General features: G+C 60.2%; 18 protein-coding genes. 11 read left to right on the top strand and 7 right to left on the bottom strand.

Going from position 1 to position 19,397, the window contains the following annotated elements; genetic code table 11:
* Positions 1 to 9 precede the first annotated feature (9 nt).
* Complete coding sequence (yjjG, locus tag I6L44_RS05345; RefSeq protein WP_216953489.1) at positions 10 to 690, top strand: pyrimidine 5'-nucleotidase; 681 nt, start codon at positions 10 to 12, stop codon at positions 688 to 690.
* Positions 691 to 826: 136 nt separating this feature from the next.
* Here yjjG and I6L44_RS05350 read toward each other — a convergent pair whose 3' ends face one another.
* From I6L44_RS05350 to dusC, 3 genes are all read right to left on the bottom strand, one after another.
* On the bottom strand, positions 827 to 1,534 hold the full coding sequence (locus I6L44_RS05350) for an ABC transporter substrate-binding protein (protein WP_254204286.1): 708 nt from the start codon (positions 1,532 to 1,534) through the stop codon (positions 827 to 829).
* Positions 1,535 to 1,692: 158 nt separating this feature from the next.
* The gene (locus tag I6L44_RS05355; protein ID WP_019445807.1) at positions 1,693 to 2,061 is read right to left on the bottom strand and encodes an RNA polymerase-binding protein DksA; all 369 of its coding nucleotides are present in this window, start codon (positions 2,059 to 2,061) and stop codon (positions 1,693 to 1,695) included.
* A gap of 97 nt (positions 2,062 to 2,158) precedes the next feature.
* Positions 2,159 to 3,103 (bottom strand): tRNA dihydrouridine(16) synthase DusC, encoded by a 945-nt coding sequence (gene dusC, locus I6L44_RS05360; protein ID WP_216953491.1) that lies wholly within the window; start codon positions 3,101 to 3,103, stop codon positions 2,159 to 2,161.
* Between the two features lie 123 nt (positions 3,104 to 3,226).
* On the opposite strand from dusC, the gene I6L44_RS05365 reads away from it, so the two are divergent.
* The 5 genes from I6L44_RS05365 (at position 3,227) to nfo (ending at position 8,640) form a co-directional block, all read left to right on the top strand.
* The gene (locus I6L44_RS05365; RefSeq protein WP_064335934.1) at positions 3,227 to 3,604 is read left to right on the top strand and encodes a YbaN family protein; all 378 of its coding nucleotides are present in this window, start codon (positions 3,227 to 3,229) and stop codon (positions 3,602 to 3,604) included.
* A 134-nt stretch (positions 3,605 to 3,738) separates the two neighbouring features.
* Entirely contained in the window at positions 3,739 to 4,284 is a 546-nt protein-coding gene (gene apt / locus I6L44_RS05370) for an adenine phosphoribosyltransferase (protein ID WP_005352403.1), read from the top strand.
* A gap of 172 nt (positions 4,285 to 4,456) precedes the next feature.
* Positions 4,457 to 7,048 (top strand): DNA polymerase III subunit gamma/tau, encoded by a 2,592-nt coding sequence (gene dnaX / locus I6L44_RS05375; protein ID WP_216953492.1) that lies wholly within the window; start codon positions 4,457 to 4,459, stop codon positions 7,046 to 7,048.
* Between the two features lie 114 nt (positions 7,049 to 7,162).
* Positions 7,163 to 7,492 carry a YbaB/EbfC family nucleoid-associated protein gene (locus I6L44_RS05380; RefSeq protein ID WP_005333445.1) on the top strand — a complete coding sequence of 110 codons (330 nt, stop codon included), beginning with the start codon at positions 7,163 to 7,165 and terminating at the stop codon, positions 7,490 to 7,492.
* A 305-nt stretch (positions 7,493 to 7,797) separates the two neighbouring features.
* The gene (gene nfo / locus I6L44_RS05385) at positions 7,798 to 8,640 is read left to right on the top strand and encodes a deoxyribonuclease IV (RefSeq protein WP_005352396.1); all 843 of its coding nucleotides are present in this window, start codon (positions 7,798 to 7,800) and stop codon (positions 8,638 to 8,640) included.
* A 95-nt stretch (positions 8,641 to 8,735) separates the two neighbouring features.
* Here the strand turns inward: nfo and I6L44_RS05390 are convergent, their stop codons facing one another.
* Positions 8,736 to 9,641, bottom strand: coding sequence for a LysR substrate-binding domain-containing protein (locus I6L44_RS05390; RefSeq protein WP_216953493.1), 906 nt, complete (start codon positions 9,639 to 9,641; stop codon positions 8,736 to 8,738).
* Between the two features lie 102 nt (positions 9,642 to 9,743).
* On the opposite strand from I6L44_RS05390, the gene I6L44_RS05395 reads away from it, so the two are divergent.
* The 4 genes from I6L44_RS05395 to I6L44_RS05410 all read left to right on the top strand — a co-directional run bounded on the left by I6L44_RS05395 (position 9,744) and on the right by I6L44_RS05410 (position 14,183).
* Positions 9,744 to 10,736, top strand: a complete 993-nt coding sequence (locus tag I6L44_RS05395) for a TDT family transporter (protein WP_158112510.1) — start codon at positions 9,744 to 9,746, stop codon at positions 10,734 to 10,736.
* A gap of 255 nt (positions 10,737 to 10,991) precedes the next feature.
* Complete coding sequence (gene lpxM, locus I6L44_RS05400) at positions 10,992 to 11,981, top strand: lauroyl-Kdo(2)-lipid IV(A) myristoyltransferase (protein WP_216953494.1); 990 nt, start codon at positions 10,992 to 10,994, stop codon at positions 11,979 to 11,981.
* A gap of 150 nt (positions 11,982 to 12,131) precedes the next feature.
* Positions 12,132 to 13,127: a lauroyl-Kdo(2)-lipid IV(A) myristoyltransferase gene (locus tag I6L44_RS05405; protein ID WP_216953495.1), complete on the top strand. Its 996-nt coding sequence runs from the start codon at positions 12,132 to 12,134 to the stop codon at positions 13,125 to 13,127.
* Between the two features lie 195 nt (positions 13,128 to 13,322).
* A complete protein-coding gene (locus tag I6L44_RS05410) occupies positions 13,323 to 14,183 on the top strand; it encodes a PA4780 family RIO1-like protein kinase (RefSeq protein ID WP_021231339.1) in 861 nt (286 codons plus the stop codon).
* 60 nt (positions 14,184 to 14,243) lie between these two features.
* Here I6L44_RS05410 and I6L44_RS05415 read toward each other — a convergent pair whose 3' ends face one another.
* The 3 genes from I6L44_RS05415 to I6L44_RS05425 all read right to left on the bottom strand — a co-directional run bounded on the left by I6L44_RS05415 (position 14,244) and on the right by I6L44_RS05425 (position 16,761).
* A complete protein-coding gene (locus I6L44_RS05415) occupies positions 14,244 to 14,768 on the bottom strand; it encodes a GNAT family N-acetyltransferase (RefSeq protein WP_216953496.1) in 525 nt (174 codons plus the stop codon).
* Positions 14,765 to 16,003 carry a GGDEF domain-containing protein gene (locus I6L44_RS05420; RefSeq protein WP_216953497.1) on the bottom strand — a complete coding sequence of 413 codons (1,239 nt, stop codon included), beginning with the start codon at positions 16,001 to 16,003 and terminating at the stop codon, positions 14,765 to 14,767. The genes I6L44_RS05415 and I6L44_RS05420 overlap by 4 nt, the downstream gene beginning before the upstream one ends.
* A gap of 263 nt (positions 16,004 to 16,266) precedes the next feature.
* Complete coding sequence (locus I6L44_RS05425; protein WP_216953498.1) at positions 16,267 to 16,761, bottom strand: prolyl-tRNA synthetase associated domain-containing protein; 495 nt, start codon at positions 16,759 to 16,761, stop codon at positions 16,267 to 16,269.
* 166 nt (positions 16,762 to 16,927) lie between these two features.
* Here I6L44_RS05425 and I6L44_RS05430 point away from each other — a divergent pair, with 166 nt between their 5' ends.
* Positions 16,928 to 19,354, top strand: a complete 2,427-nt coding sequence (locus I6L44_RS05430; RefSeq protein WP_216953499.1) for a DNA polymerase II — start codon at positions 16,928 to 16,930, stop codon at positions 19,352 to 19,354.
* The last annotated feature ends 43 nt before the right edge of the window (positions 19,355 to 19,397 follow it).

Consider the following 19,397-nt stretch of genomic DNA (forward strand, 5'->3'; position numbering starts at 1 on the left):
AGGATTTCTGTGAAACAACCAAGCTATGACTGGGTGCTGTTCGATCTGGATGAAACCCTGCTCGATTTCCCGGTCGCCGAGGCACTGGTGCAAACGCTGCAGATCTATGGTGTGGAGGCCGATGACGCCAGCATGGCGCAGTACCATGCTATCAACCATGAGCTCTGGCAGCAGTACAACGATGGCGAGATCGATGCGACAGTGCTGCAGCAGACCCGCTTCTCCCTCTTTGCCCAGCAAGTTGCCGCCGACCCCATGGCGATGAACAATACCTTTCTGGAGCAGATCATTGCCCTTAGCATGCCCCTCGAAGGGGTGGTCGAGACCCTGCAGCAATTGCGCAGCAAGGTGCGGATGGGGATCATCACCAATGGTTTCAGCGTCCCCCAACGTGGCAGACTTGGAAAACTGGGCTGGAGCGAGTGGTTCGAGCCCCTGGTGATCTCTGACGAGATCCGGGTGACCAAGCCGGCGCCGGCTATTTTCCAGCACACCCTCTCCCTGATGGGGAAGCCGGATCCGGCCAGAGTGCTAATGGTGGGGGACAATCCGAAAACTGATATTGCCGGGGCTGCGTCACAGGGATTGGCCACCTGCTGGTATAACCCGAGGCGGCACTCGGGCGAATGCGATGCGACCCACGAGATCCACCACTTCGCCCATCTTGCTGACATTGTGCTGGGATGCTGACGGGCAGAGGTAACCCATCATGTCATCGGTGGCCAAATCGTCTTGGCAAGTCGCAACAAGGTTAGTTTGAGACAAGATAGGGTTTGCTTGAGACGGCAAGGGGAGCGGATGCTCCCCTTGCTCATTGAGTGTTTTGTTATGGTTGCAGTGATCTGAACTGGTAGCGGTCGAGGATCTGCTGATAGTCGGGGCTCTGTTTCAACTGATGGATGGCCTGATTGATCCGGTGCAGTTGCGCCTTTGTGGTGCTCTCTTTGCTTAGCATCAGGTGTACTGGTGTCTGCTCGAGCGGCAGCTGGATCTTGAATTCGGAAAGTATATCTCCATCATCACTCAACCCCTGCATCCCGTGGGGGTCTAGCACGAGCCCCTGAACTCGCCCAGCCCGTAGCATCTTCAACAGCTGATCCAGCCTCAGGCGTATCTGCAGGCGTGGTTGCATTTCGGGTTCGGTCATCAGCTGGCGAAAGGCATTGCCGTAATCAAAATTCTTGAGTACACCAATATTGAAGTCAGCTCGTTCGCGCAGCGATGCCAGCGAGGTAATGTCGCGCCAGCGTTGCTCATCCTGCCGGCGGATAATAATAACGGCCTGCTCTTCCCGGTAGGGATGGGTGAATCGCGCATATTGTTGTCGTTCGGTGGTGATATTGGCAGACATGGCAAGTTGTACCGTGCCAAAACGCAGTTCATGAAGCACCCTAGACCAAGGCATTTCGCTGAATCTGGCCTGATAACCGGCTCGCTGGAAGATGGCGTGGACCAGCTCAACGTCCAGCCCCCGCAACTGTTGCTGCTTATCGCGAAAACTGAAGGGTTGCCACTCTGTCCAGCCTACAACCAGGGGCTCTTGTGCTATTGCTTGGCAGCATAAACACCATATCAGCAAGACTCTGTACACACCTTATCCCCCCGGATCGGCTGATAGGGTTGAGTATTGGACAGGAATGACGGACTAACCAGTAGAGAAGAGGGGTGAGTGGATGCACAGAGGTGCATCCATCACAGTTCGTGGGCGTGGAATCCCTTGCGATAGCGGGCTTCGCAGCGCGGGCAGCGTTGCAGGGTCGGATCCTGTTCCAGCTGTTCGATGGAAAGCGGCTCTTCACAATCGGAGCAGAGGCCATAGAGGCCGAGATCCATCTGGCAGAGTGCCGCATCGATCCGCTTGAGGCGGGCCACGCTCTGCTCTACCTTCGGCAGATCCAGCCGGCTGGTCAGTTCCACCAGTTGATCCTGCTCGCAGTGACCGACCTGTTCGGCCCACTCGTCACGGCGGCAGGCTTTAAGTTGACCGATCAGCGTTTCTCTTACTTGGGCCCAGTCTGACAGCAGGCGATTACGCCAGACAGTCAACTGTGCTTGCGTCATTTCACACACATTATCCCCCACAGGACAGACGACAGATTCGGGGCAGTATAGGGATCCGATAACTCTATCAAGATGATATGCGTCAAGTTAAACGTGGTTAGCCGTGGCTTTTGGCTGCTTGCAGCAGGGCATCGCGGATCGGATCCGTCTCTTTGAGCACCCGGATCTCCTGAAACAGCTGGTCCGCTTCGGGATATTCCCGCTTGAGATAGCTGAACCACTGCTTGATGCGGCTGGGGTAGTAGTCGGCTTTTTCGCTGGCCAGATCCTGCTCGGTATAGCTCACCATCAACTGCAGCACCTCGGCCCAGCTCATGTGCGGGCAGCCGGTTTTCATCACGTTGGCCAGATTGGGCAGGGAGATGGCGCCGCGCCCGACCATCAGGGCATCGCAACCCGAGACCCTGGCGCAGGTGAGGGCATCTTTATGATCCCAAATTTCGCCGTTGGCGGTGACGGGGATGGGCAGGGCGCGGCGAATGGCGTCCACATACTCCCAGTGGGCGGGGGCCTTGTACCCTTCGCGCTTGGTGCGGGCATGAACGGCCAGCTCGTTGGCTCCCCCATGAAAGACCGCCTGAGCGTTCTCTAGATAGAGATCCTTGTCGTCGTAACCGAGGCGAATTTTGGCGCTCACCGGCAGATGGGCAGGCACCGCCTCGCGCACCGCCTTGACGATGCGGTAGATGGTCTCGGGCTCTTTGAGCAGCACCGCACCGCCCTTGCTTTTGTTGACCGTAGGGGCGGGACAGCCGAAGTTGAGATCGACGCCGGGGGAGCCCAGCTCGATGGCGCGCAGGGCGTTCTCGGCCAGCCACTCGGGGTGTTGCCCCAGCAGTTGTACCCGCACCGGGGTGCCTGCGCGGGTTTTGCCATCTTGCAGCAGTTCAGGGCAGAGGCGGTAGAACACCTTGGCGGGCAGCAGCTGATCGACGACCCGGATAAACTCGCTCACGCAGAGATCGTAATCATTGACAGAGGTGAGTACCTCCCGCATCAGGTGATCCAGTACCCCCTGCATGGGGGCCAAAATAACGCGCATAACGGCTTTCCGACGAGAGTGGCAAGAAAAAAGAGCGCAGATTGTAGTGGGGTTGCGGCCCGCTGTCAGCACCCGCTCAAACTCTGTTAGGCTAGAGGGAGATAAATCACGCAAGGAGAAGGAATGAAGCGTTGGTGTCTGATGGCGCTCGGGTGGCTGGCATTCGCCACCGGTATTGTGGGCATTGTGCTGCCGCTCTTGCCGACCACCCCCTTCATGTTGCTGGCTGCCGCTCTGTTTGCCCGCTCGTCGCCCCGTTTTCATCGCTGGTTGCTGACCCATCCCTGGTTTGGCCCGCCCATCGTCGATTGGCAGCAGTATCGCGGCATTCGTCGTCAGGCCAGACGGCGCGCCATTATCTTCATTTTGCTCACCTTTTCGGTGTCGCTGGCGGTGGTGCCACTGCTGTGGGTCAAGGGGTTGCTGGTTATCATAATGGTGATCCTGCTCACCTGGTTAATGCGTCTGCCGGTGCTGGAGCCAGTTGCAATGGTGAAGTGAAGTCCCTAAGCTATTGCAGCAATAATGCTATGGAGTCGGCCTGTCATTTTTGCGTGACAGGCTTTTTTATTTCCCGCAGAAGGGAATTGAGAAAAAATGGCCACCCCTGGGTCAAAAAAATAAGCGGTCAACACATGAATCCGGAAACCCTGAAATTTATCGAAGCAAGCATCAAGACCATTCCCGACTATCCGAAGCCGGGCATTCTGTTTCGTGACATCACCAGCCTGATCGAGAATGCCGAGGCCTTCAAGGCCACCATCGATCTGCTGGCCAATCATTATCGTGATCAAGGGATCACCAAGATTGTTGGCACCGAAGCTCGCGGCTTCATCTTTGGCGCGCCGGTTGCCTATGCCATGGGGCTGGGCTTCGTACCGGTCCGCAAGCCGGGCAAGCTGCCGCGCGAAGTGATCGAGGAGTCCTATGCCCTCGAGTACGGCACTGACACCCTGCAACTGCACACCGATGCCATCGTGCCTGGTGACAAGGTGCTGGTCGTGGACGATCTGCTGGCGACCGGTGGTACCGTTGATGCGACCGTCAAGCTGATCCGCCGTGCCGGTGGTGAAGTTGCCGATGCGGCCTTCATCATCTCCCTGCCGTCTCTGGGTGGCGATGCCCGCCTGACTGCTGCTGGCATCAAGGTAGTCTCACTGGTCGAGCTGGCCGGCGAGTAATGCCTCTTCGGCCCGATCCTCTGCATCGGGCCTGCATTGAACCGGTGCCCTTGCGGGCATCGGTTTGAAAATCAAGCGATCCCTCCCGCTCTGACCGATAGCCGATACAGCCAGCCCGCCATTTGTGTTAGCATCCGGCCTCAATGCCCTGTCTTCCCTGCATGATGGATTTATGAGCTATCAGGTTCTGGCGCGTAAATGGCGCCCCCATACGTTTGAACAAGTGGTAGGCCAGCAACATGTGCTGACCGCCTTGACCAACGCCCTGGATCAGGGACGGCTGCATCACGCCTATCTGCTGAGCGGTACCCGCGGGGTCGGCAAGACCACCATCGCCCGTATTCTGGCCAAGAGCCTCAACTGCGAGCAGGGGATCAGCAGCCACCCATGCGGCGTCTGTGATACCTGCCGCGAGATCGATCAGGGCAACTTTGTCGACCTGCTGGAGATTGACGCGGCGTCCCGCACCAAGGTGGAAGATACCCGCGAGCTGCTCGACAACGTGCAGTACCGTCCGGCCCGCGGCCGCTTCAAGGTCTACCTCATCGATGAAGTGCACATGTTGTCGCGCCACAGCTTCAACGCGTTGCTGAAAACCCTGGAAGAGCCGCCCCCCTATGTGAAGTTTCTGCTGGCCACCACGGATCCGCAGAAGTTGCCCATCACCATTCTCTCGCGCTGTCTGCAGTTTCATCTGAAGAGTCTGGATCAGACCCAGATCGCCAAGCAGCTCGAATGGGTGCTGGATCAAGAGGGGCAGCCCTTCGAGCCACGCGCCCTGCTGGCCCTGGCCAAAGCCGCCGACGGCAGTATGCGCGATGCACTAAGCCTGACCGATCAGGCGCTGGCCCACGGCAATGGCAGCGTGCGCCTCGAGAGTGTGCTGGCGATGCTGGGCACGCTCGATCACCGCCATCTGCACCAGCTGCTGGAAGCCATTTTGCGGCAAGATGCCCCCGCGACTATGGCCAAGATCACCGAGATCGCCACCCTGGGCCCCGATTTTGATCAGCTCCACGCCGAGCTGGAAGGCTTGCTCCATCGCATCGCCATGGCGCAGCTGCTGCCTGCCAGCGTGCAGGAGCAGGGGGCGGATGCCGATTCCCTGCTGCAACTGGCCAAGGCGATGAGCCCGGAAGAGGTGCAGCTCTGCTACCAGATCGTGCTGGGTGGCCGTAAAGATCTGCCCTGGGCCCCCGATGGCCGCACTGCGCTGGAGATGACCTGCCTGCGGATGCTCGCCTTCTCCCCAAGGTGTGATGCCCTGCATCCGGCCAGCCTCACCGCGTTGCCCCCGTCAATGACGAGCGGTGCGGCGAGCAGCGCTACTTCGGTTGCCTCTTTGCCGGGAAAGCGCCCGGCCGCTGAATCGGCCGCACTGGCACCGATCAGCGGCGCCGTGCCTGCACCGCTAGCCAGCCCTGTTGCTACCAGTGCCGTGCCCGCGGTTGATGTCTTCCTGCCTTCGATGGTGGATGACATCGGCAACCCCGCCGATAGCGAGGAGGAGGCACAAGCCGCCGAGCTGTTCAGCCAGCAGGATGAACTGCTGCGTGAAGCCGCAGGCATGGGGTATCAACCCGAGCCCGCGTTACCCCATGTGCAGCCCGATGTGTCTGCGCACTCGGTTGCACAGCCCGCAGATGCGGATGATCGAGCGTCTGCCGCAGCCGATACCGACTATTCCCGTGGCGAGCCGCTGACCGCCCCCTTCGAGCCCGCGCTCGCAGCGACAGCAACGCCTGTTGCCGCTGCTGAACCGGTATCAGCGGTATCGAGCATGCAGAGTCTGCTTGGCAAGCGAAATATGCTGCGCAGCCGCCAGCGAGGTCAGGATGCCCCGGCGGCGCCTGCGCCGCGCGCAGTACCAGTTGCGCCAGCTCGCCCTGTCGCGCCCGCTGCTGCACCGGTCGTCTCGCAACAGCCAGCTCCGGTCGGCCAACCGGCCGGGCAGGGGATGGCGGCGATGGGTCACTATGATGATCTGCCGCCGGTGGATTTCTATGGCGATGGCTACGAGCCACAGGGTGACAACGGGGAATACGAAGAGTACCTCAATCAGGGCTTTGCCGAGCAGGCTCCAGCAATGAGTCACGCCCCCGTCACGGCACCGGCCCAGCCAACCGATCTGCCACCCTGGGATCTCGACGGGCAGCCGAGCTATCGACCCGGTGAGCGCAGCGCTGCGGCGCCAGCGGTGACGTCCACCCCAGCGACCCAGCCGCCCGTTGCAAGCACGGCGGTGGCTGCTGCCCCTGTGACGCAGGATGAACCCCCTCAACCAGTGATGGAGACCATCGACTGGGATGAGCTCGAAAGCGACAGCGAGCCGCAAGAGGGGGAGGCGACCCGTCTGATTCCCTCCTCGCTGCTCAATGGTTGCGGCGACCCTTGGGCCGAGTTGATCGCTCACACTCAGGTGGGAGGGCGGCTGCGCCAGCTGGCCATCAACTCGGTGATGACGCGGGAAGGGGACAAGGTACTGCTAACCCTCAAGCCCGAGCAGCGCCATCTGGTGAGCGACAAGGCGCGCGCCGATCTGGCCGAGATCATCGGGCCAGCGCTGGGTCAACCGGTGCAGGTCGAGGTAACGCTCGGTGTGGTGCCTGACAAGGAGACCCCCCTCGAGATCGAGCATCGCCTCTATCTCGGGGTGCGCGAGCAGGTGACCCGGGATCTGGAGCAGGATCCCAACGTGCAGTTTTTAGTTCAGCGGTTTGGTGCCGTGCTCCATCACGAGAGCATCGAGCCCCTCAACCGCTAAATTCCGTGGCCGGGAGCTTGCTTCCGGTTGAAAAGCAGTTTGGCTGTCCCCATCTAGGACAGACAAGCCCACAGCCCGGCGCTGGATGCCGGATTTCAAGACGAGAGACGACATATGTTTGGTAAAGGTGGAATGGGGAACCTGATGAAACAGGCCCAACAGATGCAAGAGCGTATGCAGAAGGCGCAGGAGCAGCTGGCTCAGATGGAAGTGACCGGTGAAGCCGGTGCAGGCATGGTCAAGGTCACCATGACCGGTAGTCACAGCGTCCGTCGCATCGAGATCGACCCCTCCCTGATGGAAGATGACAAGGAGCTGCTGGAAGATCTGGTTGCCGCCGCTTGCAACGATGCCGTGCGCCGTGTGGAAGAGCAGAACAAGGCCAAGATGGGCGAGCTGACCGGTGGCATGCAACTGCCGCCAGGCTTCAAGATGCCCTTCTAAGGCGACTCTCCCCGCGCATTCTTGCTCCCTTGTCGCTGGCCATTCGGGTCACGGCAAGGGGGACGGCCGAGAGACCCAAAGACGCAGTGTTATTGCTCAGGCGATACGCTGCGTTTTTTTATGGGCGCCATGCTGGCGCGGGCGGGCTCTAACTGAGAGGTTGCCACAGCGAAGGCCGATTACGCCATGAAACGCAGCGCCTTGTATAGGCGGCACTATTTGTCGATACCCGCTATCGGATATCCCGGTTTGGCGTGGCCGGGCGGGAGCGGCATAATGGCGGCTTGCCGTATTGAGGAGATTGTATGAAATATATCGGAGCCCACGTCAGTGCGGCCGGCGGGGTGGAGAATACCATCGCCCGCGCCCAGGCCATCGGGGCCAACGCGTTTGCCCTCTTTACCAAGAATCAACGTCAGTGGCAGGCGGCCCCCTTGTCGGATGCCACCATTCGTGCCTTCAAGGCGGCCTGTGACAAGGCCGGTTTTCTGCCGGAGCAGATCTTGCCCCACGACAGTTACCTCATCAATCTGGGCCACCCGGATCCCGATGGTCTGGCCAAATCCCGCGATGCGTTTCTCGACGAGATGAAGCGCTGCGAGCAGCTGGGGCTTTGCTATCTGAACTTCCACCCCGGTAGCCATCTCAAGCAGATCCCAGAGGCGGCCAGCCTCAAGCTGGTGAGCGAGTCCATCAACTGGGCGCTGGAGCGCAGTGAAGGGGTGACGGCGGTAATCGAGAATACCGCCGGCCAGGGGACCAACCTCGGCTGGTCGTTCGAGCACCTAGCCACCATCATCGAGGGAGTGGAGGACAAGAGCCGGGTCGGGATCTGTTTCGATACCTGCCACGCCTTTGCCGCCGGCTACGATCTGCGCACTGCAGAGAGCTGCGCTGCCGTCTTTGCCGAGTTCGATCGCACGGTGGGTTTTCATTATCTCAAGGGGATGCATATCAACGGCGCCAAGTGCACCTTCGGCAGCCGGGTCGATCGCCACCACAGCTTGCGGGAGGGCAATCTGGGAGAGGCGGTATTCCACCACATCATGAATGATGAGCGCTTCGATCGCATTCCGCTGATCCTCGAGACCATAGACGAGTCTATTTGGGGCGAGGAGATCAGCTGGTTGCGCAGTCTGGCGAAGTGATACTCAGAAGCGGATCAAAGAGAGGGAGCCGTGGCTCCCTCTCTGCTTTTTCCGTTATTGGTGGGCGGACCAGCCAGCGGCGCTCCGATCGGGCGTTACTCTGCGCGGCTCACTTCGGCATTGTTCACCTGAGCCCGGCAGAAGTGGATAAAGTGGCGCAGGGAGGTGGAGTGGTACTTCTGCTTGTGCCAGATAAGGGAGAGCTGGCGCGGGAAGCGACGGGAGAGGGGCAGGGCGATCAGCCGCCCATCTGCCAGGCGATCCGAGGCTGCCAGCCGGGAGATAAAGGAGATGCCAAGCCCCTTCTCCACCGCCAGCATCACCGCCTCCAGGGTGTTGAGTTCAAGCCCTGGTTGCCAGCGGGGCAACTCGGGCTGGATCTGCTGGATAAATTGCTCGCGGCTGCCCGATTGTGCTTCACGCAATACCCAGGTTTCGCCCCCCAGACGGGAGAGGGAGAGCTCCTTCTTGTTGGCAAGCGGGTGACCGGGTGGGGCCACCACCAGCATCTCGTCCTGCAGCCAGGGTTCGGCGAGCAGGTCGGGGTGGTGGTTCTCCCCCTCGATCAGTGCCAAATCAAGCTCGAAGTTGGCCAACGCATGGCAGAGCAGGTGAGTGTTGTTGATGGTCACCTTGGGGGGGAGCCCCAGCTCCTGTTTGCTGCTGGCGAGCAGGGTGGGGAGCAGGTAGTTGCCGATGGTCTGGCTGGCACCAAGGCGCAGTTGGCCGCTCGGCTCGGCATCGGGGCTGAACAGGTTCTCGATATCTTGCATCCGTGTCAGCAGCTCTTCGGCGGCCGGTTGCAGCAGGCGCCCCTCGTTGTTGAGCTGCAATCTGGGGTGAATGCGGTCAAACAACGGGGTGGAGAGCTGGCGCTCCAGCTCCTGTAGCGACTGGGAGACGGCCCCCTTGCTCAGGCAGAGCTCGTTGGCGGCAAGGCCAAGGTTTCCATAACGGGCAATGGTGGCGAACACTTTCAGCTGCTGCAGGGTCAGTTTCATCGTGTTTGGTTTTCCTGAATGATTGATTTAATTCATTTAGATATCGTAAACGATAAGGGACCATTATCCTATCGCCATCGTCATCAATAGAAAGGTGTCATCATGATCGCAAGAACCCGTAAATCACTGGCTGCCGCCCCAACCCCCATGGCGGGTCTGGCGCTGGGCATCGCCAGCCTTGGTTGGTGTTGGGAAAATGCCGGTCACTTCGATGGCCGGATGCAACTGCTGGGTGCTGCCATTGCGGCCGTGCTGCTAGTGATCCTGACCTTCAAGTTTCTGCTTCACCCCCGCCTGCTGTTGCTGGATCTCGCTCACCCCGTGGTGGGCAGTGTGGTACCGACCTATGCCATGGGCACCATGGTGGTCTCCAAAGCGCTCGGTATGATTGCGCCGCAAGCGGGCGAGGCCCTCTGGCTGTTTGCCGTGGCGGTTCATCTGCTGTTCCTGGCCACCTTTATCTGGCATCGCGCCAAAGAGTTTGAAATCCACCACATGGTGCCGAGCTGGTTCGTGCCGCCGGTGGGGATCATCGTGGCTGACGTCGCCTTCCCGGGTGGTCAGTTTGCCCCGCTGGCCAACGGTCTGCTCTGGTTCGGGATCATCTGCTACGGCTTGATGCTGCCGCTGATGCTCTACCGCCTGATCTTCAGCCATGAAGTGCCGGATGCCGCCAAACCGACCATTGCCATTCTGGCTGCCCCTGCCAGCCTCTCTCTGGCCGGTTACCTGACTGTCAGTCAGGAGCCGTCACTGCTGCTGGTGGCCGTGCTGTTGGGGATCGCCATCCTGATGACCGGCATCATCTATCTGGCCTTCATCAAACTGCTGCGTCTGCCCTTCTCGCCGGGTTATGCCGCCTTCACCTTCCCGCTGGTGATCGGTGCCACCGCTCTGTTCAAAGTGGCTCATCTGGTGGAAGGGTTTGCGCAAGGGAGTCACTACGTCGAGCAGATCAGACTGCTGGCTCACTTCGAGCTGGGGGTGGCTACCGTGATCGTCGGGTATGTGGCACTGCGTTACCTGATGTTTTTTCTGCCGCAGCGTAATACCGAAATGAATAACGGCATGGCTCGCCAAGGGGCTCACCGATAAACCTTGATGATGTGACAACGGGAAATGGATAAGCAGTGCGCTCCGAGAGCGACGGGATAAACGACCAGTCATACGATGGATGGACAAAGAGCCTCCACCCTGGTTGTGTAACGAGCAAAATGCCCCGCAGTGCGGGGCATTTTTTTATGGTTTTTTGATGTGGCGCCAGTGGCGGGCTATTTGACATGGATTTAACTGGTATTACCTGTCAGGACGACTACAATGCAGCACCACTTTTTCGCTCGACCCCGATACATGTCGTCCCAAGATCCCGTATTTGACTCCTCTTTTGAAGCCCGTTTTCTGCATCCCCGCTACTGGTTCAGCTGGCTGGCGCTCGGTGTGCTGATGCTGCTGGCCTTTGTGCCGGTGCGATTGCGCGACCGTTTGGCCGAAGCCTTGGCACCGCTGGTGTTTCGTATCTCGAAAAAACAGATCTATATCGCCAGAACCAATCTGGAGATCTGCTTTCCGGACAAGAGCCCGGAAGAGCGGGATGCCATTGCACTGACCTCGATCCGGGTCGGCCTCAAGAGTCTGTTGGGATTTGGCGAGTTCACCATGCGCAGTCAGCGTTATCTGATGAGCCGGATGCAGGTGATCGGTTGGGAGCATATCGAGGCGGAGCGGGCTGCCGGTCGTCCGGTGATCCTGGTGGTGCCCCATACCTGGCCGGTGGATGCCGCCGGTTACTGCTTCACCCAGCGCGGGGTGCCCATGTGCACCATGATGAAACGGGCACGCAATCCGGTGTTTGACTGGCACCTCAACCGTGCACGGGCCAAAAACGGTTGCCGCGTTTACGAGCGCAGCGCCGGGATCAAGGCGGTGATCAGAACCATCAAGAGTGGTCGCAGCTTCTTCTACCTGCCGGATCAGGATCACGGTCGCGAGAAGAGCATCTTTGCTCCCTTCTTCGGCCACCCCAAGGCGACCCTGCCAGCCTTGCCCCGTCTGGTTCAGGTCAGCGGCGCCAAGGCGGTGCCGCTGCTCGCCTGCTATGACGAAGCGAACCACTGTTACCGGCTTGAGATAGATGCCCCGTTTGACAACTATCCCACCGAGGATGTGATGGCCGATACCTGTCGGATGAACGATATGGTGCAACAGCAGCTGACGCGCCATCCGGGCCAGTACATGTGGTTCCTCAAGATCTTCGATACCCGTGAAGATCAGGAGGGGCCGGATGGCCTCTACGAGGCGGGGATCCAGCGGATCCGCAAGGGATTGTCGCCCCACGGCTGACCCTGAATTAAGATTGATTGAAATGGCCCCAGGTGGGCCATTTTTTATGATAACTAGTCTGATCTGTGCCTTGCAGGCTGATGGCCAGCCTCCCCAGGGTAGAAAAAAATGTCAGGATAATTACAATAACCGCTTGTTTTTGATGACTTGATGGTCGCCATGTCTGCGTTAGATCCGGTATTTGATACCTCATTTCATAGCCGCCTGCTGCATCCCAAATGGTGGGGCAGCTGGTTCGCACTGGGCCTGCTCTCCCTGCTGGCATTTACTCCTGCGAGGTTGCGGGATCGCTTTGCCGATCTGGTCTCACCGACCCTGCTGCGTTTTTCGAAAAAGCAGGCCTATATCGCCGATACCAACCTCAAGATCTGCTTTCCCGAGCTGGATGCCGCAGCACGTCAGGCGCTGCTGCTCAAATCGATCCGGGTCGGGCTCAAGACCTTTATGGGCTTTGGCGAGCTCAGCTGGCGCAGCAAGGCGCGGCTGACCCGCCGCATCAAGGTCACCGGCTGGGAGCATGTGCAAGCGGAGCAGGCTGCGGGCTGCCCGGTGATTCTGGTGGTGCCTCACACCTGGGCGGTCGACATGATTGGCCGCTACTTCTCCATGATGGGCATCGAGATGTGCACCATGATGAAGAGCCCGAAAGATGAGGTGTTCGACTGGTACATCAACCGCGAGCGGGCCAAAGGAGGCAAGGTCTATGAGCGCAGCGCCGGGATCAAGCCTGCGATCAAGTCGATCCGCGCCGGTGCCAGTTTCTTCTATCTACCGGATCAGGATCACGGCCGCGAGGCGAGCGTGTTTGTTCCCTTCTTTGGCCGCCCCAAGGCAACCCTGCCAGCCTTGCCCAAGCTGGTGAAACTGACCGGTGCCAGAGCGGTGCCCATCTTCGCCAGCTATGACGAGGATGAGGGACGATATCTGCTGGAGATCGAGCCGCCGTTTGACCCTTATCCCACCGCCGATCTGCTGGCAGACGTCAATGCCATGAACCGGGTGGTGGAGATGCAGGTGGCGCGCCATCCCGAGCAGTACATGTGGTTTCTCAAGATCTTCGAAACCCTGGAGCATCAGGAGGGGGATGACGGCCTCTATGAAGCGGGGATCCAGCGTATTCGTCAGGGCTTGCCGCCTGAACCTTGAAAATTGGCCCGCTTGCGGGCCATTTTTGTTGGCACAGGCGCCTTTCGTATTTGGTCTACTGATGGTGGTTTTTAAGGCGAACGGGTGGACAAAAACAGCGCAAACAGGGGATAACAGGGTGTCTTATGAAAGGGAGAGGCAGGTGAGCGTGCGCGGAGCTATCTTCGAGAGCGGAAATAGGGTAAAAGGGCGGCCATGAAAATTCCAAATCGAATCCAACCTCTGGTTGATGACGGCCTGGTCGATGAGGTCGTCAGCCGGTTGATGAGCGGCAAAGAGGCCGACGTCTATGTGGTGCGCTGCGGCGACGAGATCCGCTGCGCCAAAGTATATAAAGAGGCGTCCAAGCGCAGCTTCAAGCAGGCCGTGGTCTATCAGGAGGGGCGCAAGGTGCGTAACAGCCGCAGCGCTCGCGCTATGGAGAAGGGCTCCAAGTACGGCCGCAAACAGCATGAAGAGGTGTGGCAGAACACCGAGGTCGACGCCCTGTTCAAGCTGGCGGCGGCCGGTGTGCGGGTGCCGCAGCCCTATGTCTGCCTCGATGGAGTCCTCTTGATGGAACTTATCACCGATGAGGATGGCAATGTCGCGCCGCGCCTCAACGATGTGGCGCTTACCCCCGAGCAGGCGGTCATCGACCATGCCAAGGTGATCCGTTACGTGGTGCGGATGCTCTGCGCCGGTCTTATCCACGGCGATCTCTCCGAATTCAATGTGCTGGTGGATGAACAAGGCCCCGTCATCATCGACCTGCCCCAGGTGGTGGATGCCGCCGCCAACAACCAGGCCAAGGCGATGCTGGAGCGCGACGTCAACAATATGCGCAACTACTACGGCATGTATGCCCCCGAGCTGCTCAAGACCCGTTATGCCCAGGAGATGTGGGCGCTGTTTGAAGATGGCAAACTCACCCCCGATAGCGAGCTGACCGGTCACTTTGAAGAGAGCCGCGCCGCCATCGATCTCGATTCGGTGCTGCAGGAGATCGAGAGCGCCGAGGAGGAGGCCTATGCCCGTCAGGCCCGGATGAAGGCGGAGCAGGAAGACAGCTACTAACGGTCTTGCCACGTTCGCAAAAAGAGCGCCTTCGGGGCGCTCTTTTTATTACTGCAGCGGCTATGGTCGGCTGGGGCAGGGGGCTAGTTGATACATCTCCAGCCAGTTGCGATCCCCCGGATGGAAGCGCCGTCCCAGCCACACGCCACCGGCTGCTGTAATGACCTTGCGGGAGGCCAGATTGTCTTGGTCACAGCAGATCAGCACCGGCGCCGCCAGCACCTGTTGTTGTACCCAGCGCAGCAGCACGGTCGCGGCCCCTTCGCCACGGCGAGAGGGGCGAGTTTCGTAACCGATATGACCCAGCCACTGGCGGGTTGCCTCATTGTCACCGTGACGCAGGCGCAGGGTGGCGATGATCTCCTCGCCATCGAGGGCAAAATAGGTGGTGGTCGGCAGGTATCCACTGGGCAAGTTGCGCCCTTCGGCGTGGTCCAGCAGGCTCTGTAACCAGCCGTTCGGGTCAAATTGCGCCACCTGATAGAGCGGCTGTCCGTCCTCGGCGCATTCGGTGACATAGCGATAGTAAGCCGGAGCATCTGCCAGCCTGGCCGGTCGGCACTGCAGAGCGAGCACTGCGCTCATGACAGGAGCGCGCAGGGCGGCAGCGGTTGCGGCTCGTTGTGGTGGAGCTCCTGTACGCAGGCCCGTTGCCTTCCAGCCTGTTTGGCGGCGTAAAGGGCCCGATCCGCGCGCAGGTAGGCAGCTTCAAACCCCTTGTCAGGGTGCAGCGAGGTGAGGCCGATGCTGAGGCTGATGGGGCCACCGGCCAGCTCCCGGGTCGCCTCGGCGATCTGCTGTTGCAGGCTGTGGCAGTAGTCGGGCAGGGTCTGCGGGTCCGCCATCAGCAGCAGGGCCAGCTCATCGCCGCCAAGCCGACCGGCCATGCCCTCAGAAGGCAGGGTATTGGTGATCACCCGACCCACGGCCCGCAGCATGGCATCACCGGCGGGGTGGCCGTGGCGGTCGTTGATCTGTTTGAAGTTATCCAGATCGATCAGCAGTAGCTGGCTGGGGCTCCTCACCTCGCGGGCACGCAGGGCAACCTGGCGTTCGAAATAGTGGCGGCTGAACAGGCCGGTCAGCTCATCCTGATTGGCGCGCCGCTCCAGCTTGCGCTGGGTGGCCAGCAAGGCTTGCTGCTGGCGAGTGTGGACCAGGCTCAGCAGCAGATAACTGCGGGCGATGGTAAAGAGCAGGCTGAGCAGGATCACAGGCCCGAGCAGCGGGTCGGTGAAGGAGTTGGCCGCCAGCTCCGGTTGCCAGAGGTGTTTGGCGATCCGCAGTAGTTGCAACAGCAGTTGCAGGCCGAGCAGCAGAATGGCAAAGCGCAGCACCCGATAGACGGGGGCCAGCCGCTGGTAGCGCCAGAGCTGCCAGATAAGCAGCGCAATCTGCAGCGAGAGCACGCCGGAGAGTACGATGATCCGGCTATGCACATCAAAGAGGGGTTGCTGCAGGGCGGTCAGGGCAAACAGGACGAAACCGCCGAGGGTAACGGTGGGCAGCAGCCAGCCCAGTTGGTCGGCTTCACGGCGAAAGAAGTGGCGCATCCCCCGTTCATAGAGCAGGGTGGTCGACATCAACAGCAGGTTGGTGCAGAGAATATTGGCAAGGGATGCATTTCCCTCAAGGGGGCGCAGCAGCAGGCAGCAAAAAGCCCCCGCGATAACCAGTTCCCCCGCTGACCAGTAGATCAATGCCCTGATCTGGCGATGGGTGTGCCACATGGCGGCGAAAATGGTGGCGACCCCCACATGTGACAGCGTGACGAACAGCACCAGACTCAACAACTGGGCCGAGGAAAACAGACTTGGCATCAAGGGGCTCTCTGGGAAGTCACCTGTGAACGAACAGGCGATGGGGTATCGCCCGCTGGCAGTGGCCGATCACAACATGAATCCAGCCTATTATCAATTGGTTAAATGGCCGAATGTGCTCACCTCCGACTTCTTGCACGATGGCAATTGCTGACTCGATTTATCAGCGCACAAGGAGCCATTTTATTGTCTTGTCAGTCAATTTCGCTGCGTGAGAGGTGGTTGTGTTGGCGGCAGGGTGAACCCAACCGCCAGCTGTTGTGCTAATCGCAGGTTGCAGCAGGCAAGCGCATTACGATGGCCTCCCTGTCCAGATGGGTCAGTAGACGGCGCACGTCGTCGAGGCGGATGATCAGAGTAGCGGTGTTGACCAGCGGATGGCACTGCATCTGCTCGGCTTGCCAGATGGCCTCGTCCACCACCAGCTCTACCGCTTTTTCCCTGTCGCGCACTATGGCGAGCAGGGTCACCGATCCCGGGGTGAGGCCGAGCACCGCATCGAGCCGCTCCGGGGAGCCAAAGCTCAGCCGCTTGACGCCGAGCATGGCTGCCAGCGCCTTGAGATCGACCCGGCGCTCCTCCGGACTCACCACCAGAAACAGCTGCTCGCTTTTCGGATCGCGCAAAAAGAGGTTCTTGGTCTTGGCTGCGGGCAGGTCGGGCAGCAACTTGCTCGCCTCCTCACAGGTAAACACTGGGGGATGATCAATACGCTGGTAGGGGATAGCCAGCTGATCCAGCAGGGAATAGATTGCCACATAGACTCCTTTTGTCGGCGAAGAGTGGTCAGAACGGGATGGGCGGGAATAACGACCGGATCGAGCTTACCAGTTTGACTCCCGCCTCGCAGCCAGCGTGATGATTGCGAGCAGGCACTGTATGAACGTACAATAGTCCCATTCTCGGACAGCCCCTTTACGCTTCATGACTGCAACCCAGCCCACTGTACCCGCCACTCCGCCCCTCGACGGTTTTATCCTGACCCGCCACGGTCGGGACGTGCGCGGCCGCAACGGGCTGCCTGCAACCACCGAAATCGTGATGTGGCTCTGGAGCGCGCAGGGGCCGGTACGGGTGGTGGTGCCGGGGCAGGAGCCGGTGTTCTTTTTGCCGCAGAGCCATATGGCAGAAGCCGCCGAGCTGTTCAAGGGGGCCGGGGTGAGCGGGCGGTTTCGCCGCCTGCCGATGCACACCTTCGACGGTCGCCCGGTGGTGGGCTGCTATTTCGCCACCCTGAGCGCCTTTCACCGCGCCATCGAGCTGTTGCTTATTCGCGGACTTGAGCACTTCGAGGCGGATATCCGGCTGCCGGAGCGGTTTCTGATGGAGCGTTTCATCACAGCTGGCGTGCGCTTTGATGGCCGGGCGGTAAAAAAGGGGGGCAAGCAGGGCTACTGGGAGGTGAACGAGGCGCGCTGCGCGCCGCAGGCGGTGACGCCAACCCTCTCCTGGGTGTCACTGGATGTGGAGTGCGCCATGGACGGGGCCCTCTTCTCGGTCGGTCTTTACAGCGAGCAGGATGCGCGGGTCATCATGATCGGTACCTCGGGAGCGGATGCCGAGAGCTGGGGCACCCAGGTCCAGTGGGTAGAGGACGAGAGCGCCCTGCTGAGTGCGCTGGAGAGCTGGTTCAGCCTGCATGACCCCGATCTGGTGATTGGCTGGAACGTGGTTAATTTTGATTTTCGCCTGCTGCTACGCCGCGCCGAGCTTAACAAGCGGCGGCTGCGGCTCGGGCGGGGGCGCGAGCTCTGTTTCTGGCGCTCGTCACGGGGCGATCCCCAGACTGGCAACGTCATCATTCCCGGGCGCATGGTGCTCGACGGCATCGATACCCTGAAAAGCGCTACCTGGCAGTTTGCTAGCTACAGCCTGGATGCGGTGGCGAGCGAACTGCTTGGCCGTGGCAAGGATATCGAGGACGTGGCCAATCGGGGGGAGAAGATCACCGAACTGTTCCACTCCGACAAGGAGGCGCTGGCCCGCTACAACCTGGAAGATTGCAAGCTGGTGTGGGAAATCTTCGATTTCTGCCACCTCATCCCTTTTGCCATTGAACGCGCCTCCCTCACCGGCCTTGAGCTGGACAGGGTGGGGGGCTCGGTGGCGGCCTTTACCAACCTCTATCTGCCGCGGCTGCATCGTGGCGGCTACGTGGCCCCCAATTTGCCAGCCGACGGTGGGCTGGCGAGCCCCGGCGGCTATGTGATGGACTCCAAACCCGGTCTCTATCGTCATGTGCTGGTGCTCGATTTCAAGAGCCTCTATCCCAGCATCATCCGCACCTTCTGCATCGACCCCATGGGGCTCATCGAGGGGCTGCAGCATCCCGAGCACGCCATTCCGGGCTTTCGCGGCGCCATGTTCTCCCGCGAGCGCCACTTCTTGCCGGGTCTCATCGCTACCCTCTGGGCGGCGCGGGATCGGGCCAAGGCTGCCAGCAACAAGGCACTCTCCCAGGCCATCAAGATCATCATGAACTCCTTCTACGGGGTGCTGGGGTCGGGGGGCTGCCGTTTCTATGATCCGCGCCTAGCCTCGTCCATTACCCTGCGTGGCCACAGCATCATGCAGCAGACCCGCGAGTGGATTGAGGCGAAGGGGTTCGAGGTGATCTATGGTGACACCGATTCCACCTTTGTCCATCTGGGGCGCGAGACCAGCCCCGATGAGGCGGACGAGATCGGCCAGCGACTGGCGCAAATGATCAACGATAACTGGGCTGCACTGATCAGGTGCGAGTTCAACCTGCCGAGCTATCTGGAGATCCAGTACGAGACCCACTATCGCCGCTTCCTGATGCCCACCATCCGCGGGCTGGAGAAGGGCAGCAAGAAGCGCTATGCGGGGCTGGTTGGCAAGGCCAGTGAAGGGAGTGAACAGCTGGTGTTCAAGGGGCTCGAATCGGTGCGCACCGACTGGACCATGCTGGCCAAGCAATTCCAGACCCGCCTCTATGAGCTGGTGTTTCACGATGAAGATCCCAGCGGCTATGTGCGCACCATGGTGGATGAGACTCGCGCCGGTCGTCACGACGATCTGCTCATCTACCGCAAACGGCTGCGCCAGAAGCTCGAGGAGTATCAGAAGAACGTGCCACCCCATGTGCGGGCGGCGCGGCTGGCCGATGAGGAGAACCTGCGTCGCGGTTTGCCCCTGCGTTATCAGCATCGGGGCTCCATCGCCTATCTGATGACCCTCAATGGCCCCGAACCGCTGGAGTACCGGCGCAGCGCCATCGATTACGAACACTACATAGACAAGCAGTTGCGGCCCATTGCCGATGCCATTCTGCCCTTTATCGGCGAGTCGTTCGACCGGATCTGTGGTCAGCAGCTGGATCTTTTCTGATTGGTGCAAGATGGCACTTTACTTCCCATGAATACTGTATAAA

It is taken from the genome of Aeromonas sp. FDAARGOS 1414 (assembly GCF_019047065.1).
In the GTDB taxonomy this organism is placed as follows: domain Bacteria; phylum Pseudomonadota; class Gammaproteobacteria; order Enterobacterales; family Aeromonadaceae; genus Aeromonas; species Aeromonas veronii_A.

What these genes read in the sequence shown, in the direction of transcription:
- I6L44_RS05355 (WP_019445807.1), bottom strand. Translation starts at nt 2,061, where the DNA reads ATGACGCAAGCACAGTTGACTGTCTGGCGTAATCGCCTGCTGTCAGAC.
- dusC (WP_216953491.1), bottom strand. Translation starts at nt 3,103, where the DNA reads ATGCGCGTTATTTTGGCCCCCATGCAGGGGGTACTGGATCACCTGATG.
- I6L44_RS05365 (WP_064335934.1), top strand. Translation starts at nt 3,227, where the DNA reads ATGAAGCGTTGGTGTCTGATGGCGCTCGGGTGGCTGGCATTCGCCACC.
- apt (WP_005352403.1), top strand. Translation starts at nt 3,739, where the DNA reads ATGAATCCGGAAACCCTGAAATTTATCGAAGCAAGCATCAAGACCATT.
- dnaX (WP_216953492.1), top strand. Translation starts at nt 4,457, where the DNA reads ATGAGCTATCAGGTTCTGGCGCGTAAATGGCGCCCCCATACGTTTGAA.
- I6L44_RS05380 (WP_005333445.1), top strand. Translation starts at nt 7,163, where the DNA reads ATGTTTGGTAAAGGTGGAATGGGGAACCTGATGAAACAGGCCCAACAG.
- nfo (WP_005352396.1), top strand. Translation starts at nt 7,798, where the DNA reads ATGAAATATATCGGAGCCCACGTCAGTGCGGCCGGCGGGGTGGAGAAT.
- I6L44_RS05390 (WP_216953493.1), bottom strand. Translation starts at nt 9,641, where the DNA reads ATGAAACTGACCCTGCAGCAGCTGAAAGTGTTCGCCACCATTGCCCGT.
- I6L44_RS05395 (WP_158112510.1), top strand. Translation starts at nt 9,744, where the DNA reads ATGATCGCAAGAACCCGTAAATCACTGGCTGCCGCCCCAACCCCCATG.
- lpxM (WP_216953494.1), top strand. Translation starts at nt 10,992, where the DNA reads ATGTCGTCCCAAGATCCCGTATTTGACTCCTCTTTTGAAGCCCGTTTT.
- I6L44_RS05405 (WP_216953495.1), top strand. Translation starts at nt 12,132, where the DNA reads ATGGTCGCCATGTCTGCGTTAGATCCGGTATTTGATACCTCATTTCAT.
- I6L44_RS05410 (WP_021231339.1), top strand. Translation starts at nt 13,323, where the DNA reads ATGAAAATTCCAAATCGAATCCAACCTCTGGTTGATGACGGCCTGGTC.
- I6L44_RS05415 (WP_216953496.1), bottom strand. Translation starts at nt 14,768, where the DNA reads ATGAGCGCAGTGCTCGCTCTGCAGTGCCGACCGGCCAGGCTGGCAGAT.
- I6L44_RS05420 (WP_216953497.1), bottom strand. Translation starts at nt 16,003, where the DNA reads ATGCCAAGTCTGTTTTCCTCGGCCCAGTTGTTGAGTCTGGTGCTGTTC.
- I6L44_RS05430 (WP_216953499.1), top strand. Translation starts at nt 16,928, where the DNA reads ATGACTGCAACCCAGCCCACTGTACCCGCCACTCCGCCCCTCGACGGT.